The following is a 14,738-nucleotide window of genomic DNA, read 5'->3' as shown; positions in this document are numbered from 1 at the left end:
TGCGATGATCGAGCGGACGCCGTCGCTGGACGACGCGCAGCTCGAGTCTCTCCTCGAGCGAGCAGTCGCCGGAGCAGACGCCGCACGCACCCTCCACTCCACAGCGGTCTCCCCCAGCTTCCGCATACAGCTCGAAGCACGGGTCAAGGACGGGCAATACGCGAAGGAGCGTCTCGTCCTCGCCCACCTCCGCCTCGTCCCGGCCGTCGCTGGCACCTATTCGGGCCGCCTGCCGTTCATGGACCTCGTGCAGGAGGGCAACGTCGGCCTGGTTCGCGCCGCCGACTCGTACGACCCCGCGCACGGCACGTTCGCCGCCTACGCGACCCGCTGGGTACGCCGCTCGATCGTCCGTGCGGTCGCCGCCGCCGAGCACGCCGAGTCGCCGGGCGAGAACGGCCCCACCCCCGAGCAGACGATGCTGCGCCGCCGTGTCCGGCAGGCCCTGCGGCACCTCGACGCCGTGGAGGCCCGGGTCCTGGAGATGCGGTTCGGCCTCCTGGACGGCACCACGCGCACCCTCGACGAGATCGGCCGCCGCCTCGGCGTGACCAAGGAGCGCGTGGCTCAGATCCTCGAGAGCGCACTGGCCAGGCTGCGCGACGTCGTCAGCCCGGCTCCCCTCGCCGCGTGACCGCCGGCTGGGCACCCGAGGGCCCAGCCGGCGTCAGCCGAGAGACAACTTCGTCCAGCGCCACGTGGTACGCCCACGACGACTGGTAGCCCGAGTGGGCGGCCACGGCGAAGAGATAGGCCGACCGGTCCATCTCCTCCGCCCCGCGGTCCACCTCGTTCGACCCGTAACCCACCACGGGGAAGCCCATGAAGTCGGTGCGCCGCCACAGGTTCACCCACGCGGGCTTCGCACCGCAGGTCAGCAGTGACATCAGCGTGACCTGTTCCCCCGAGCCGGGCTCGGGGCGCTCCGGCGTCAACGGCGCCGCCGGAACCGCCCCGGGTCCGGAACCCACTGCCGCCCGCGCGGCGCGCACCTGCCCGCCCCACGGGTCCGCCGACCAGGCCGGACCGGTGCACGGCGGCGTGCCCGTCGTCGTCGGGCCCAGGAGGTCCGGGAAGAACCGGCCAAGGAACGGGCGCAGCTGCGTGCCGTACGACAGGAGGCCGAGCCTGCCGTCGACGGTGTCGGGCACCGGGTTGCCCGCACGGATCAGGATCACTGCCGCGGCCAGCACGGCGCCGATCGAGTGCGCGGACAGCACCACGCGCCGGGTCGGGGCCACCCGCTCGCGCTCGGACTCGTCGGCGATGTCGGCGCCCGTGAGCCAGGCGTCCACCCGCGAGCGCACCTCGGGCACCGCGCGCTCGGCGTAGCTCGGCGGGCCGAACGGGTGGGCGCTGCGCGGCAGGAAGCACAGCAGGTCCCACACCAGGCCCCACGGACGCGACGGTCCGCCACCGGTGGTGCCCGCCAGCGCGCTGGCCACCAGGGTCGCCGCGAGCACGCCAAGGGCCGGCACCGCCAGGCCGGACAGCCACAGCGGCGTCTGGTAGGTGCCGGTGTCGCTGTGCTGGGTGATCAGCGGGACGTGCGCGAGCAGGGCCGCGACGTAGCACGCCGCGGCGAGCGCGCCCCCGGCGAGCTCCGCCCGGTGCGACATCGCGGCGACCTTCCGGCCGCGCAGCACCCGCTCCAGCACGGGGTTCGGCCCGCCGTCGGAGTCCGGGGCGTCGGCGACAGCGCGCCAGGCCGGGACCGCGGGACCGTAGGGCAGGCCCGCGGTGCGGGGCGCCCTCGGGATCCACAGGTCCCTGGAGCGGACGGCGTCCATCACGTACGGGCCGGCCAGCGCCACACCCACCAGCACCACGAACACCAGCGCGATCACCACCGACGCCGTGCCGAACTCCGTGTAGATCGGCGGCACACGGACGAGGTCGATCTCTGGCACGTCGCGGGGCAGGCCGACCAGGCCGTTGCCGAGCTGCTTCGGCGGCGCGGCCTCGCCGCTGCGCAGGAACCACTGCACACCGAGCACCAGCAGGCTCGAGTACACGGCCGCCGCCGCGGCGGAGACCAGCAGGAACACGCCGGGCCCCGCGCCGTTCCAGCCCTCGTACCGACGCCGCCGCAGCAGGACGGCCGCCAGCACCACCGCGACCGGGCTCAGGATCGCGAGCACCGCCACCGCGACGAGCAGGTGGCGCAGCGGGCCGTCCGGCTCGGTCACCAGCACGAACGCGACGCACGCCGTGGCGACCACCGGCACGAGGCTCCACGCGGCGACCCCTCGGACGCTGCGGGTGGTGCGCCAGGCCAGGCCGGTCGCGGCGATGCCGCACAGCCCGACACCGAGCAGGGCGGGCACCAGGTCCAGGCCGATGAGGGCGGGCATCTTCGGGGGCTTCGGGCCGGCGGAGCACGCCCAGGCGGCCAGCAGCCAGACGAGCAGCCCGGCCGCGAACACCACGATCCCCGCCGGGCCCTTCGCGCGGGGCGCCACGGCCTGGACGCCGTCGTCGTCCGTGCGCAGGGCGACGAACACGCACGCGCCGAGGATCACCACCAGGCCGGCCACGGGCAGACCGGGCATCGGGAACCCGGCGTCTGCGTACCGCGTCCAGGTGAGGTACTGCCCGGTCAGGGCGAGGGCCGCACCGAGGTGCGCCCACAGCAGACCCGAGCCGGTGCGCTGGGACCAGAAGCCCGCGCGGTGCAGCGGCGGGCCCGACGGCGGAACCGTGCGCCCGGCGCGCATCACCGAGAACTTCGACTCGAACCGGACCTGGCCGCTGTGCGCCACGAGGACCAGCACCGTGACCAGGAGCACCGGCACGAGCGACAGGAGGGCCAGCCGGTCGCCGACGTCCAGCCGCGCCAGGCCGTACAGCGCGCTCGGGATGCGCGCGCAGACAGGGACCACGGAGTCGGGCGCCGCCGTCGCCAGGCCGATGCACCGCGTGCCGATCACGGACAGCGCGACCGTCGCCACCGCGGACACGAACAGGAGCGTCAGACCGAGCGCGAACACCCGGGTCAGTGCGGCGGTCGCCTCGGGACGCAGGGTGCCGGACGTCGGACGGCGAGGGCCGGGCTCGCGCCGTCCGCTCCCGGATGCGGCGGGCTCGGTCGTGCCTGCCTCGTGCGCACCGGCCTCAGGGGCCGGGATGCGGCGCGCCCAGTACGCGGCGTTCGCCAGGCCGAACGGGATCATCGCCGCCCACAGGAGCCGCACCGCCACGGTCCCGAGGACGCCGAGCACGCCGCCGAACGGGAGGCCGCCGAGCCGAGCCATCGCGCTCCAGGAGTAGGCCTCGCGGCGCACGTCGGGCCGGATGGCGCGGACGTGGCCCGGCGGGAGCGCCTTGTCCCGCGCCTCGGCGTCCGGCGTCGGGGTCCAGAAGCTGCCCAGGGCGTCGCCGTCGGACTGCACCACCTCGCTCTGCGGCAGGTCGAGCGACCCGTAGGGCAGCGCGTTCGCGATGCCGTGGATCCGTAGCTCGAGGATGTGGGGTGGCGGGCTGGTGGGGGTGCCGGACGGCGCGCTCTCCATAGCGCCCAAAACTAGCGCCCAGAAGTAGAGGCACCCTGCGGCGACGCGCGCGCCGCCACGCGCTGGGCGCGCACATCGTGCGCTGGTCCGACAGGTCCGAAGACCCGGATCAGGCAGAGGGCTTTCGCCGCAATTCTCCCGATGTTAACGTTAATAATTCACTGCAGATTTCATCCGCAGCCCTGCTACGTGCAACGAAGCACGAGATAGGTCGACACCATGAACGCACGTCATCGTTATGGCACCACTCCGCCCGCTCGACGACCCTTCCGCATGCTGGTGAGCCTGCTGGCCGCCCTCGTCCTGCTGCCGGTCACCGCGCTCTCCACCGCCGCACCCGCCACCGCCGCCACCAGCCAGTTCCGCGGCATGAACTGGGCGGTGCTGGGCGACAACTTCAGCACCGGGCCGCTCGTGCTCGACGGCCTCAGCAGCTCCGACAGCTACGCCACGGTGCAGGCCAAGGCCAACGCCGTGTACGACGACATGGAGTCGACCCTCGGCATCAACACGGTGCGCCTGCCGATCAACACGCACACGGTGGGCACCGCCTGGTGGAACAACTACCGGGGCGCGATCGACGCCGCGACCGCCCGGGGGTTCAAGGTCATCCTTGCCTACTGGGAGGACGGCGCCGCCTCCGGCGGGCGGATCACCAACATGGCCGCCTTCAACACCATGTGGTCCACCGTGACCAGCCAGTACGGCTCCAACACCCGGGTGTACTTCGAGCCCATGAACGAGCCGCACGGCTACAGCTCGGCGGAGTGGCGCGACGTCGCGGCGAACTGGCTCAGCTACCACTACTCCGCCCCGGCGGGCCGCACCCTGATCGGCGGCACCGGCTACAGCCAGGACCTGCGGGACATCTGCAACGACAGCCGCTTCAACGCGACGCTGCTGTCCTTCCACCACTACGCGTTCTTCTACGGCGACAACACCTACGACGGCTGGCGCAGCCACGTCACCACCCGCCTCGGCAACTGCGCCTCCCGGACCGTCGTCACGGAGTTCGGCGCCGCGATGAACGAGGGCCTGAACTACGGCGACGCCAACAGCACCAACAACTTCGTGCGCCACATCCGCGCCGTCACGCAGGTCATGCGCGACACCGGGATGGGCGGCACGTACTGGCCGGGGATCGGCGGCAAGACCGGCAACATCGGGTACGACGGGTACTCGATGTACATCAAGAGCGGCAGCGGCACCAACCTCTCGCTCGCCATCCGCAGCGTGTCCGGCGCGAACCGGCTGCGCTGGGCGTGGGGCGACAACGTCGACCCCAACGCGGGCAACGGGGGCGCCGCGGCGACGGTCACCGACATCGTCAACCAGGCCTCCGGCAAGTGCGTGGACGTCGTGAGCGCGTCGACCGCCGACGCCGCCGAGATCGCCCAGTACACCTGCGGAGGGGCGTCGAACCAGCAGTGGGCCCTGCGCGACCTCGGCAACGGGTACCACAACCTCGTGGCGCAGCACTCGGGCAAGTGCCTGGACGTCAACAACGCCGCGACGACCGACGGCGCCGCGATCATCCAGTACGCCTGCGGCAGCGCCACCAACCAGCAGTGGCAGCTGCGCAGCGTGGGCGGCGGCTACACCGAGATCGTGGCGCGCCACTCGGGCAAGTGCCTGGACGTGCCCGCCTCGTCGACGGCGAACAGCATCAGGCTGAAGCAGTACCCCTGCAACGGCGGCGCGAACCAGCGCTGGACCCTGTAGTCGGCCTGTGGTCGGCGAGGTAGAGCGCCTGTCCCGCTTCCGCACAGGTTCCCCGGTGCGGAAGCGGGACAGGCGCTCTACCTCACCGACCACAGGTGCGGATCAGGAGCCGAGCGTCGACGCGAGCACCGCCGCCGCCAGCAGCACGTCGTAGACCACGCAGGTCTCGGCGTACCAGCGCCACACCACCGCGTTCGCCCGGTGGTGGAACGCGTCCCAGACGCCGTGCCCCACGAGGCCGGCCGCGAGCACGTAGGCCCCGGTGTCCTGCCCCACGAGGACGCCGGCCAGCAGGCTGATGCCCCCGAACACCGCGAGACCGGCGGCCTGCAGCAGCACCATCGACCGTCCCCGGATGCTGTTCCGGAGCACTCCCACGACCGGGTACACCAGGGCCATCGCGAAGACCAGCCACGTCGGCACGCCGTCGCCGGCACCGGCGCCCGCGAGCGTGCCGACGAGGAGCAGCAGCCCGACCAGCACCGGCCACCGCTCCCGCAGCCAGACCAGGTCGAACCCGTGGACGTGCTCCGTGTACTCCGCCGGCCGCAGCAGCATCGCGCCCGCCATCGCCGGAACCATCAGCACGTGGCCCCAGAGCATCATGTCGCCCGCGCTGACGGCGCCCGCCCAGAACAGCACCAGCAGCACCGCGAACGGCGCCGCCATCGCCGCGTTCATCTCCCAGATCGCGGGCCAGCCGTGCCGCCGCACCCGCATCCACACGGTCATCGCCGCCACCATGTCCAGGACCATCACCACCGCGCCGACGTCCGGCCGGGCCAGCAGCGCCTCGATCCCCACGGCCGCGCCCGCCCAGTCCCAGGCCGGCGCCAGCAGCATCATCCCGAGCACCATCACGACGACCATCTCGACCAGGTGCGCGTGGAACCGCAGCACCTTCCGCCACCGTGTCGTCGGCGCGATGTGGTGGGCTGCCCCGTGGGTTCCCATGTGGGTAGTCGTCTCCGCCATGTCTCCGTCTCCTTGGCTCCGGGCGGCGTTCCTCGCCGCGCTGGTATCCACGCTGTCCGACGGCGACCGGGGCCAGTAGTGCCGGACCGCACCCGGGCACGAGCACCTGTCACAACCTCGTATGACAGATGTCATCAGGGCCTGGCAGCCCGCCCCGTTGCGGCGTCGGCGCTGGCAGGATGGCGCCATGAGCAGCACCCCGACCGTCGTGGACGACGGCAGCGGCCTCGCGAGCTTCCGCCGCAACATCTGGTGGGGCCTCGCGGGGACCGTGGCCTGCGTGCTGGGCTTCGCCGTCGGCGACTGGCTGCTGGACCCGGACGTCCCGGCCGGGCTGCGCGCGCTCACGGGCCTGTCGACGGCGGCGACCATCGTGGCGTGCGGCGTCCTCCTGGCCCGGCGGATCCGGAACGAGGCGCCGTCCACCGGCTGGCTCGTGACCGCGGGGGGTGCCGCAGCGGTCGCCGCCGCGGTGCCGCTCGCGCTCGGCGAGTTCGGGATCTGGTCGATCGCGCCCGCCGCCACGATCTCGGTGCTCGTCATGTTCCTGCCGTCCCGCCGAGCCTGGCCGGTGCTCGGCGTCGCGCTCGTCCTGCTGCCGGCGGTGGGTCTGCTCACGGCGCTGGGCATGGACGAACCGCACCTGGGCCACGCCGCGTGGATGCCCGCCCTGATGGTCGTGGCGTTCGGCCCGGCGATGCTGGGCATGCTGCGCGGCTGGCAGGTAGCCGCGCACCTCGACGACGCCCGGAAGCTCGCCGGGCAGCTCGCCGTGGCCGACGAGCGCCTCCGGTTCGCCGCCGACCTGCACGACATCCAGGGGCACCATCTCCAGGTGATCGCCCTGAAGAGCGAGCTCGCGGCGCGGCTCGCGGAGGCGGACCCCGCCCGGGCCGCCGAGCAGATGCGCGAGGTGCAGCAGCTCGCCGGGGACGCCCTGCGGGAGACCCGCGCCCTGGTCCAGGGCTACCGGCGCACCACCCTCGACGCCGAGATCGCCAATGCGTCCAAGGTCCTTGCTGCGGCGGGCGTGGAGGTCCTGGCCGACGTCGACGCCGACCTCGCCGCGAGTCTGACGCAAGGGCCCCGCAGCCTCCTCGGCCTGGTCGTGCGCGAGGCCACCACCAACCTGCTGCGGCACAGCCGGGCCACGCGCGCTTCGATGGTCCTGGTGCCCGACGGCGCGGGCGCCCGCCTCGTCATCGACAACGACGGCGTGCGCCCGGCCGACCTGGGCGACCTGGACGGCGGGTCCGCCGGGCTGGGCGGCGGGTCCGCCGGAGGCGGTGACGGCACGGGCCTGATGTCCCTCGCGGAACGGCTCGATGCCGTCGGCGGACACCTCTCCTGGACCGGCGAGGGCGACCGGTTCGTGGTCACGGCTACGGTGACCGGATGATCCGCCTGCTGCTGGCCGACGACGAGGAGCTGCTGCGCGGAGCCCTCTGCTCCCTCCTCGACCTCGAGGACGACCTCCAGGTCGTGGCTCAGGCCGCCACCACCACGCACGCCGTGCAGCTCGCCGAGCAGCACCGGCCCGACGTCGCCGTGCTCGACCTCGAGATGCCGCCCACCGACGGGCTGCACGCCGCAGCGCAGATCCTGGCCCGGGCCGACGGCACGCCGCCCCGCGTCATCATCGTGACGCGGCACGCCCGGCCCGCGGTCCTGCGCCGGGCCCTCGCCGCGGGCGTGAGCGGGTTCGTGCCCAAGTCGACCCCGGCGGCGCGGCTGGCGCAGATCGTGCGCGACGTCGCCGTCGGGCGCCGGTACGTCGATCCGGAGATCGCCGCGTCGGCACTCACGGAGAACGAGTGCCCGCTGACGGACCGCGAGCTGGAGGTGCTGCGCGAGGCACGCACCGGCGCGCAGGTCTCCGAGATCGCGGCTGCCGTCCACCTCGCGCCCGGGACGGTACGCAACTACCTGTCGTCGGCGATGGCCAAGCTCGGGGTCGCCACCCGCCACGCCGCGGCCCACCGCGCCTGGGAAGAGGGCTGGATCTAGGGCTCGCGGTGACCTGGGGCCCCAGCGCTCAGGGCGCAGCGAGCCGCCGATCTAGCGGTCGCTGGCCTCCCGGTCGCCGTCGACGTAGTACCAGCGGCCGCCCTCGCGGACGAAGCGGCTGGTCTCGTGCAGGCTGCCGCGAGCGCCCGTGGCCGGGTACCGGTAGAAGGCGGTGAACTCGACGACGCCGGCGGTGTCGAACGGGCCGCCGCGCTCGGTGCGGTGGACGTCCAGGCGGCGCCACTGCTCGTCGCCCAGCCCGGCGGTGTCCGGCCGGGTCGCGGGCGCCCACGTGGCCAGCAGGTAGGCCTCGTCCCCGACCGCGAACGCCGAGTACCGCGAGCGCATCAGGGCCTCGGCGGTCGGGGCGGTGGCGGCGCCGGAGTGGTAGCGCCCGCAGCAGGCGCCGTAGGTGTCGCCGGAGAGGCAGGGGCAGCGGTCGTCGTCGTGCACCAGGTGATCTTCGCACTACGCGAACGTCTCGTGCCCCAGCACCGCCAGCAGGCGGATCTTCTCCTCGGCCTCGCTGCCCGGCTCGGGCGTCAGCACCAGGAGCGCCTGCGACTGGTCCTCGGTGAACAGCGCCTGACAGGCGACGTCGATGCGGCCGAGCTCGGGATGCACCAGCGTCTTGTGGTCCTCGAAGCGCCGCGACACCTCGTGCAGCTCCCATATCCGGACGAACTCTGGGCTCTCCCGCAACAGGACGCGCAGCATCTCGTCGGCAGGTGAGCCCGGCCCGGCCGCGCCGTGGGCGGCCCGCAGGGAGGCGACCTGGTTGCGGCCCTGCCGCTCGTGGTCCTCCGGCGGGTACACGTTCCTGGAGTCGGGCTCCATGAACCAGCGGTAGACGGAGCTGCGGGCCAGGCCCGTCTCCGGCGGCGTGCCGAAGATCGCCTCGGCGAGCCGGTTCTGCACCAGCGGCTCCCCCAGCCCCGACAGGATCAGTGCCGGGGTGTCCTCGAGCCGGTCCAGCACGCGCAGCAGCGCGGGCGCCACGTGGGACTCGAGCGGCACGCGCCGCGGCACCCCGTGGCCGGCGAGCCGGAACATGTAGTCCCGCTCCTCGACGGTCAGGCGCAGGGCGCGGGAGAGCGCCGCGAGCATCTGCTCGGACGGCTGCGGCCCGCGCTGCTGTTCCAGCCGCGCGTAGTAGTCCACGGACATCCCGGTCAGGGCCGCCACCTCCTCGCGGCGCAGTCCCGGTGCCCGACGGCGCGGGCCCGGCACCAGACCGACGTCGGACGGGCGCAGGGCTTCCCGGCGTCGGCGGAGGAAGTCGGCGAGGGCTGCACGGTTCATCTGCCCATCGTGCGCCGCGCCGTGCTCGGGAGCCAGGGATCGCGGCTCCCTGGTTCACCGGGTCTCTCCCGCCGTCGGCCCGGGCGGCGCACGGTGGAGCCATGAACACAGAAGGAAACACCATCTTCATTCCCGGCGGGACCCGCGGTATCGGTCTCGCCCTCGCGCTGCGGCTCCAGGCCAGGGGCAACACCGTGATCGTCGGTGGGCGGAGCGCCGAGGCGCTGGACGCCCTCGCCGCCGACCACGGTCTCGCCGGCGTCCGCATCGACACGGATGACGCCGAGTCGATCCGGACGGCCTCCGCGGAGGTGATCGAGCGGTTCCCCGACGTCAACGTGCTGGTGCCGATGGCCGGGATCATGCGGGCCGAGAACTGGCGCAGCACGGGCTTCCTCGCGGACGCCGAGGCCGTCGTGACCACCAACGTGCTGGGCCCGATCCGGCTGATCGCCGCGTTCACCGAGCACCTGCAGTCCCGGCCGGACGCGACGATCCTCACCGTGTCCTCGGGTCTCGCCCACGCCCCGCTGCGGGTCACCCCGACGTACAACGCGAGCAAGGCCGCGATCCACATGCTGTCGGAGTCGATCCGCCTGCAGTTCGCGGGCACCAGCGTGTCCGTCACGGAGCTGGTGCCGCCGTCCGTGCAGACCACGCTCATGCCGGGCCACGACGAGGACCCGCACGCCATGCCGCTGGACGAGTACGCCGACGAGACCATGAGCCTCCTGGAGACTCAGCCCGACGCGCACGAGATCCAGGTCGAGCGGGTCAAGTTCCTCCGCTACGGCGAGGTCCGGGGCGACTACGACCAGGTGGTCGACGCCCTGAACGCGTCCGAGCCGATCGCGGCGGCCCCCGCGAGCTGAGCCCACCGGGTCTCGACAGGCTCGACCGACGGATCGCGCTGGTCGAGCCTGTCGAGACCTACCTCAGCGAGAGACCGGCGGCCACGTCCACGGCCCCCGGCGCGTCCAGCGTCACCTCGGCCGCCCCACCGCCGTCGGCCGCCTCGATGCGGTAGTCCCCGAGGAAGCCGCCGAACCGCACCCTGCCCTCAGCGTCGGTGCGCAGGGTCGTCGGCGGCAGCCACCACTCACCCTTGACGAGCTCCCGCAGCCGGTCGAACGCCGGCTTGCGCGAGCCGTCCTCCCGCAGCAGTCCACCCGGCGCGTTCAGCCACATCCCCCGGTCGGACAGGCCCCAGTACGTCATCGCCTCCACGCTCGGGTGCGACAGCAGCGTCCGGTAGTGGCGCTCCACCTCGTCGGCCTGGCGCGCCTCGCCCTCCGGCGTCGACGGCCACGACTCGACCTGCCAGTCGTTGAGGTCCTCGATGTGCGCGGGCATCACGTCGCCCGACATGAGCGTCGTCTCCGTGAAGTGGATCGGGATGTTGTACCGGGAGAACCGGTCCAGGATCGCGAGGGTCTTCTCCTCGCCCCAGTAGCCCTGGTGCATGTGGCTCTGCAGGCCGAGCCGGTCGATCCGGATCCCGGCCTCCAGGACCGCCTCGATGAGGCACTCGTACGCGGTGGACATGTCGAAGTCGTTGAGCAGCAGAGTCGCTCCCGGGTTCTCTGCACGCGCCTCCTCGAACGCCATCCGGATCATCTCCACGCGCCCCTTGACCCGGGCCAGGGGCGTGATGGCGTTCTCCTCGGCGGTGAACACGGGCATGATCACCACCTCGTTGATCGCGTCCCAGGTGTCGATCACGCCGCGGAACGCCGCGACGTCGCGCCGGATGCGCTCCCGCTGGAGGCGCTCCACCTCGGCGCCGGGCAGGCCGCGGAGCCAGCCGGGCTGGACCGTGTGCCACACGAGCGGGTGCCCCTTGACCACCACGCCGCGCTCGGCGAACCAGCGCGCCGCGCCGAGCAGCGGCTCGGTCCGCGGCGCCCCGCGCTCGGGCTCGAACGTGCCCCAGTAGAACGGGAGCGTGGTCTGGTTGAAGACGTCGAACCACGCCTCGGCGAGGCGGCCGTCGTACTCCGGGTCCCGCGAGGTGCCGTTCGCGAGGTCCATCAGGTCGAAGCCGATGCAGCCGAACAGGAACGCGTGCCGCGTCTGCCGGACGACGACGTCGTGGCCGGCGAGCGGCAAGCCGTCCGGTCCCCGCAGGGTGACGGTGGCATCGGCGCGACGGTGCGCCAGGCTCGGGTCGGGCGTGCGTCCTTCGTCGGGCGCCGTGAAGAGAGAGGTCACGCGCCGACCCTAGCGGCGGCCCTCACTCTCGTGGGGTCACCACGAGCAGATCACCCACCTCGCACTGCAGCACGTCGCAGACCGCCGTCAGCGTGGAGAACCGGATCGCCCGGGCGCGGTCGTTCTTGAGCACCGACAGGTTCACCACCGTGACGCCGACCAGCTCGGCGAGCTTCGCGAGAGTCATGCCGCGCTCGTCGAGCATCTCGTCGAGCCGGCAGTGGACGCGGGCCTCGTCGTCGTCGACGGGCATCAGACGAGGCCCTCGGTGTCGTGCTTCAGGCGGGCGCCACGCTGGAACGCATAGCCGACGGCGCCGAGGAGCAAGCCGGCCAGCAGCATGGTCATGTCGAGCCCCAGCACCACCGCCTGGCTCGCCTCCGCACCGGCGTTCACCAGCGCGCTGCTCGCCGCCGTCCCCTCCAGCGTGGGGATCACCACCGAACCAGCGCCGAGCGTCGCGGCGGCGGCATTGAGCGCCACCAGGTTCCCGCGCGTGAAGAAGTCGCCACGGTAGAACGACCGGCCGAGCAGGGCGAAGCAACCGGCGACCACGAGCAGCGTGATCGCCGGCAGCAGCGCCGCCGCCAGGACCAGCGCGTACGGCACCGGTCCGAGAACGGAGACCCGGACCACCGCCTCGGTCGCCTCGGCCGCCACGGACCCGTCGAGCAGCAGCTCGTGGGGCACGTCGGCGAGATCCACGGTCACCGGGACGTCGCGGTTGGGCACGACCCGTATCAGGCCCTCGACGATCCCCGCCAGCCCTGCGGCGACGGCGAGGGCGCCCGCGAGCATCAGGAGGAGGAAGTCGGGCTGCTGACTGCTGAACACTCTGTGTGCCATGGTCGTCACCTTTTCGCTGGGTCCGCCGGGGTTGGCATATCGTTTATCGATACTATCGAAACACGATATGCCGAAGCGGTCAACGAAACAAGGCTCGACCCGCCCAGCAGCCCCCGGCGCCACCGCCCGCGGCGGGGAGAACCTACGACTGCGAGGTGTGTTGCTCTGCGTAGATCTTGTCTACCCAGAGCAACACACCCCGCCGACTGACGTTCACCTCGGAGCGCGCCGCGCCCACCCCGGGCGGCCGGTTACGTCGCCGCCGGTTCCTCCACCGCCGGTGCCGCGAACTGGCTCGCGTACAGCCGCGCGTACGCGCCGTTCGCCGCGAGCAGGTCCTCGTGCGAGCCCTGCTCCACGATGTCGCCGTGCTCCATCACGAGGATCACGTCGGCGTCGCGGATGGTGGACAGCCGGTGCGCGATGACGAACGACGTCCGGTCCTTGCGCAGCCGGTTCATGGCCTCCTGCACCAGCACCTCGGTGCGGGTGTCCACGGACGACGTCGCCTCGTCGAGCACCAGGATCGCCGGGTCGGCGAGGAACGCCCGCGCGAGCGTCAGGAGCTGCTTCTCGCCGGCCGAGACCGACGAGCCCTCCTCGTCCACGACCGTGTCGTAACCGTCGGGCAGGGTACGCACGAACGGGTCCACGTGGGTCGCCCGGGTGGCGGCGAGGAACTCCTCCTCGCCGACCGTGGCGCCGTCCGGCACCCCGTACCGCAGGTTCTCCTCGATGGTGCCCTTGAAGAGCCAGGTGTCCTGCAGCACCATCCCGACGGACGAGCGCAGGTCGTCGCGCGACATGTCCCGCGTGTCGACACCGTCCAGGGTGATGCGCCCGCCGTCCACCTCGTAGAACCGCATGAGGAGGTTGACCAGCGTCGTCTTGCCCGCGCCCGTCGGGCCCACGATGGCGATGGTCTGACCGGGTTCCGCGACCAGGTCGAGGCCGGTGATGAGCTGCTGGTCGGGCGTGTACGAGAACGAGACGTCCTCGAACGCGACCCGTCCGCGCACCGGCTCCACCTTCTGCGACTCGGCGGGGTCGGCGGTCTGCTCGGGTGCGTCCAGGAGGTCGAACACCCGCTCCGCGGAGGCGACGCCGGACTGCAGCAGGTTCATCATCGACGCGACCTGTGTGAGCGGCTGCGTGAACTGGCGCGAGTACTGGATGAACGCCTGCACGTCACCCAGCGACAGCGTGCCCGACGCCACGCGGAGCCCACCGATGACCGCGACGATCACGTAGTTCAGGTTCGCGAGGAACCCCATGGCGGGCTGGATGGTGCCAGAGATGAACTGCGCCTTGAAGCTCGACGAGTACAGCGAGGCGTTCTCCTCGGCGAAGGCCTCGGCGGTCGACTCCTGGTGCCCGTAGACCTTCACGAGCGCGTGACCCGTGAACGACTCCTCGATGTGCGCGTTGAGGCGCCCCGTGGCCGCCCACTGCTCGACGAACTGCGGCTGGCTGCGCTTGGCGATCTGCATGGTCATGACCACGGACAGCGGCACCGTCACCAGCGCGACGAGCGCAAGGATCGGCGAGATCCAGAACATCATGAAGAGCACGCCGACCACGGTGAGCGCCGCCGTGACGAGCTGCGCGAGGGTCTGCGTAGTCGTCTGGGCCACGTTGTCGATGTCGTTCGTGACGCGCGACAGGATCTCGCCGCGCTGCTTGGCGTCCACGTAGGACAGCGGGATGCGGTGCAGCTTCGCCTCCACCTGGTCGCGCAGGTCCCGCATGGTGCGCTGCACGACGCCGGTGGTGATGCGCGCCTGCAGCCAGCCGAACAGGAACGCCCCGACGTACGCCGCGACCACCCAGCCGAGCGTCTGCGCCAGCAGCGTGAAGTCGATGCCCTGCCCGGGCACGACTCCCGGCACGCCCGACAGGAGATCGGCCATCTGGTCCTGGCCCTGGGCCCGGAGCGCCGTGATCGCCTGCTCGGTGGTCCCGCCCGCGGGCAGCTGCGCCCCCACGAAGCCCGCGAAGATCACGTTCGTCGCGTCGCCGAGCAGCTTGGGCCCCAGCACGGTGAGCGCCACCGAGCCGATCCCGAACACCATGAGGACCACGACGTTCAGCCGTTCGGGCCGCAGCCAGCCGGCGAACCGGCGCAGCGAGCCCTTGAAGTCCATGGGCTTCTGCACGGGCATG

General features: G+C 72.3%; 13 protein-coding genes. 5 read left to right on the top strand and 8 right to left on the bottom strand.

Annotation, left to right across the window (positions count from 1 at the left end; translation table 11 throughout):
* Positions 1 to 4 precede the first annotated feature (4 nt).
* The gene (locus AB0I32_RS17120) at positions 5 to 634 is read left to right on the top strand and encodes a sigma-70 family RNA polymerase sigma factor (RefSeq protein WP_357508068.1); all 630 of its coding nucleotides are present in this window, start codon (positions 5 to 7) and stop codon (positions 632 to 634) included.
* On the opposite strand, the gene AB0I32_RS17115 is transcribed toward AB0I32_RS17120, so the two are convergent.
* The gene (locus tag AB0I32_RS17115) at positions 609 to 3,512 is read right to left on the bottom strand and encodes a hypothetical protein (protein WP_357508066.1); all 2,904 of its coding nucleotides are present in this window, start codon (positions 3,510 to 3,512) and stop codon (positions 609 to 611) included. The two genes, AB0I32_RS17120 and AB0I32_RS17115, sit on opposite strands and share 26 nt — an antisense overlap.
* A 219-nt stretch (positions 3,513 to 3,731) precedes the next feature.
* On the opposite strand from AB0I32_RS17115, the gene AB0I32_RS17110 reads away from it, so the two are divergent.
* Complete coding sequence (locus tag AB0I32_RS17110; protein WP_357508064.1) at positions 3,732 to 5,234, top strand: RICIN domain-containing protein; 1,503 nt, start codon at positions 3,732 to 3,734, stop codon at positions 5,232 to 5,234.
* A 102-nt stretch (positions 5,235 to 5,336) separates the two neighbouring features.
* Here the strand turns inward: AB0I32_RS17110 and AB0I32_RS17105 are convergent, their stop codons facing one another.
* Positions 5,337 to 6,209: a hypothetical protein gene (locus AB0I32_RS17105; RefSeq protein WP_357508063.1), complete on the bottom strand. Its 873-nt coding sequence runs from the start codon at positions 6,207 to 6,209 to the stop codon at positions 5,337 to 5,339.
* A gap of 187 nt (positions 6,210 to 6,396) precedes the next feature.
* On the opposite strand from AB0I32_RS17105, the gene AB0I32_RS17100 reads away from it, so the two are divergent.
* Positions 6,397 to 7,608 carry a histidine kinase gene (locus tag AB0I32_RS17100; protein WP_357508061.1) on the top strand — a complete coding sequence of 404 codons (1,212 nt, stop codon included), beginning with the start codon at positions 6,397 to 6,399 and terminating at the stop codon, positions 7,606 to 7,608.
* Positions 7,605 to 8,216 carry a response regulator transcription factor gene (locus AB0I32_RS17095; protein ID WP_357508059.1) on the top strand — a complete coding sequence of 204 codons (612 nt, stop codon included), beginning with the start codon at positions 7,605 to 7,607 and terminating at the stop codon, positions 8,214 to 8,216. The genes AB0I32_RS17100 and AB0I32_RS17095 overlap by 4 nt, the downstream gene beginning before the upstream one ends.
* A gap of 51 nt (positions 8,217 to 8,267) precedes the next feature.
* Here the strand turns inward: AB0I32_RS17095 and AB0I32_RS17090 are convergent, their stop codons facing one another.
* Positions 8,268 to 8,669: a YchJ family protein gene (locus tag AB0I32_RS17090; protein WP_357508057.1), complete on the bottom strand. Its 402-nt coding sequence runs from the start codon at positions 8,667 to 8,669 to the stop codon at positions 8,268 to 8,270.
* Between the two features lie 15 nt (positions 8,670 to 8,684).
* Positions 8,685 to 9,518, bottom strand: a complete 834-nt coding sequence (locus AB0I32_RS17085; protein ID WP_357508055.1) for a helix-turn-helix transcriptional regulator — start codon at positions 9,516 to 9,518, stop codon at positions 8,685 to 8,687.
* A gap of 101 nt (positions 9,519 to 9,619) precedes the next feature.
* Here AB0I32_RS17085 and AB0I32_RS17080 point away from each other — a divergent pair, with 101 nt between their 5' ends.
* Complete coding sequence (locus tag AB0I32_RS17080; protein WP_357508053.1) at positions 9,620 to 10,390, top strand: SDR family NAD(P)-dependent oxidoreductase; 771 nt, start codon at positions 9,620 to 9,622, stop codon at positions 10,388 to 10,390.
* A gap of 58 nt (positions 10,391 to 10,448) precedes the next feature.
* Here the strand turns inward: AB0I32_RS17080 and AB0I32_RS17075 are convergent, their stop codons facing one another.
* From AB0I32_RS17075 to AB0I32_RS17060, 4 genes are all read right to left on the bottom strand, one after another.
* On the bottom strand, positions 10,449 to 11,729 hold the full coding sequence (locus AB0I32_RS17075; RefSeq protein WP_357508051.1) for an endo-1,4-beta-xylanase: 1,281 nt from the start codon (positions 11,727 to 11,729) through the stop codon (positions 10,449 to 10,451).
* Between the two features lie 22 nt (positions 11,730 to 11,751).
* Positions 11,752 to 11,982 (bottom strand): helix-turn-helix domain-containing protein, encoded by a 231-nt coding sequence (locus AB0I32_RS17070; RefSeq protein ID WP_357508049.1) that lies wholly within the window; start codon positions 11,980 to 11,982, stop codon positions 11,752 to 11,754.
* Positions 11,982 to 12,575: a hypothetical protein gene (locus tag AB0I32_RS17065; protein ID WP_357508047.1), complete on the bottom strand. Its 594-nt coding sequence runs from the start codon at positions 12,573 to 12,575 to the stop codon at positions 11,982 to 11,984. Before AB0I32_RS17065 ends, AB0I32_RS17070 begins: the two co-directional genes overlap by 1 nt.
* 251 nt (positions 12,576 to 12,826) lie before the next feature.
* Positions 12,827 to 14,737: an ABC transporter ATP-binding protein gene (locus AB0I32_RS17060; protein WP_357508211.1), complete on the bottom strand. Its 1,911-nt coding sequence runs from the start codon at positions 14,735 to 14,737 to the stop codon at positions 12,827 to 12,829.
* Position 14,738 lies beyond the last annotated feature (1 nt).

The sequence above is a fragment of the Promicromonospora sp. NPDC050249 genome, assembly GCF_040656015.1.
In the GTDB taxonomy this organism is placed as follows: Bacteria; Actinomycetota; Actinomycetes; order Actinomycetales; family Cellulomonadaceae; genus Promicromonospora.
The sequence above is the reverse complement of the archived record's forward strand: the minus strand, read 5'-3'. Positions and strand labels throughout refer to the sequence as shown.

Excerpts from the sequence above, each read along its gene's own strand:
- AB0I32_RS17115 (WP_357508066.1), bottom strand. The coding sequence starts at position 3,512 with ATGGAGAGCGCGCCGTCCGGCACCCCCACCAGCCCGCCACCCCACATC.
- AB0I32_RS17065 (WP_357508047.1), bottom strand. The coding sequence starts at position 12,575 with ATGGCACACAGAGTGTTCAGCAGTCAGCAGCCCGACTTCCTCCTCCTG.
- AB0I32_RS17080 (WP_357508053.1), top strand. The coding sequence starts at position 9,620 with ATGAACACAGAAGGAAACACCATCTTCATTCCCGGCGGGACCCGCGGT.
- AB0I32_RS17105 (WP_357508063.1), bottom strand. The coding sequence starts at position 6,209 with ATGGCGGAGACGACTACCCACATGGGAACCCACGGGGCAGCCCACCAC.
- AB0I32_RS17085 (WP_357508055.1), bottom strand. The coding sequence starts at position 9,518 with ATGAACCGTGCAGCCCTCGCCGACTTCCTCCGCCGACGCCGGGAAGCC.
- AB0I32_RS17095 (WP_357508059.1), top strand. The coding sequence starts at position 7,605 with ATGATCCGCCTGCTGCTGGCCGACGACGAGGAGCTGCTGCGCGGAGCC.
- AB0I32_RS17070 (WP_357508049.1), bottom strand. The coding sequence starts at position 11,982 with ATGCCCGTCGACGACGACGAGGCCCGCGTCCACTGCCGGCTCGACGAG.
- AB0I32_RS17120 (WP_357508068.1), top strand. The coding sequence starts at position 5 with ATGATCGAGCGGACGCCGTCGCTGGACGACGCGCAGCTCGAGTCTCTC.
- AB0I32_RS17110 (WP_357508064.1), top strand. The coding sequence starts at position 3,732 with ATGAACGCACGTCATCGTTATGGCACCACTCCGCCCGCTCGACGACCC.
- AB0I32_RS17060 (WP_357508211.1), bottom strand. The coding sequence starts at position 14,737 with ATGCCCGTGCAGAAGCCCATGGACTTCAAGGGCTCGCTGCGCCGGTTC.
- AB0I32_RS17100 (WP_357508061.1), top strand. The coding sequence starts at position 6,397 with ATGAGCAGCACCCCGACCGTCGTGGACGACGGCAGCGGCCTCGCGAGC.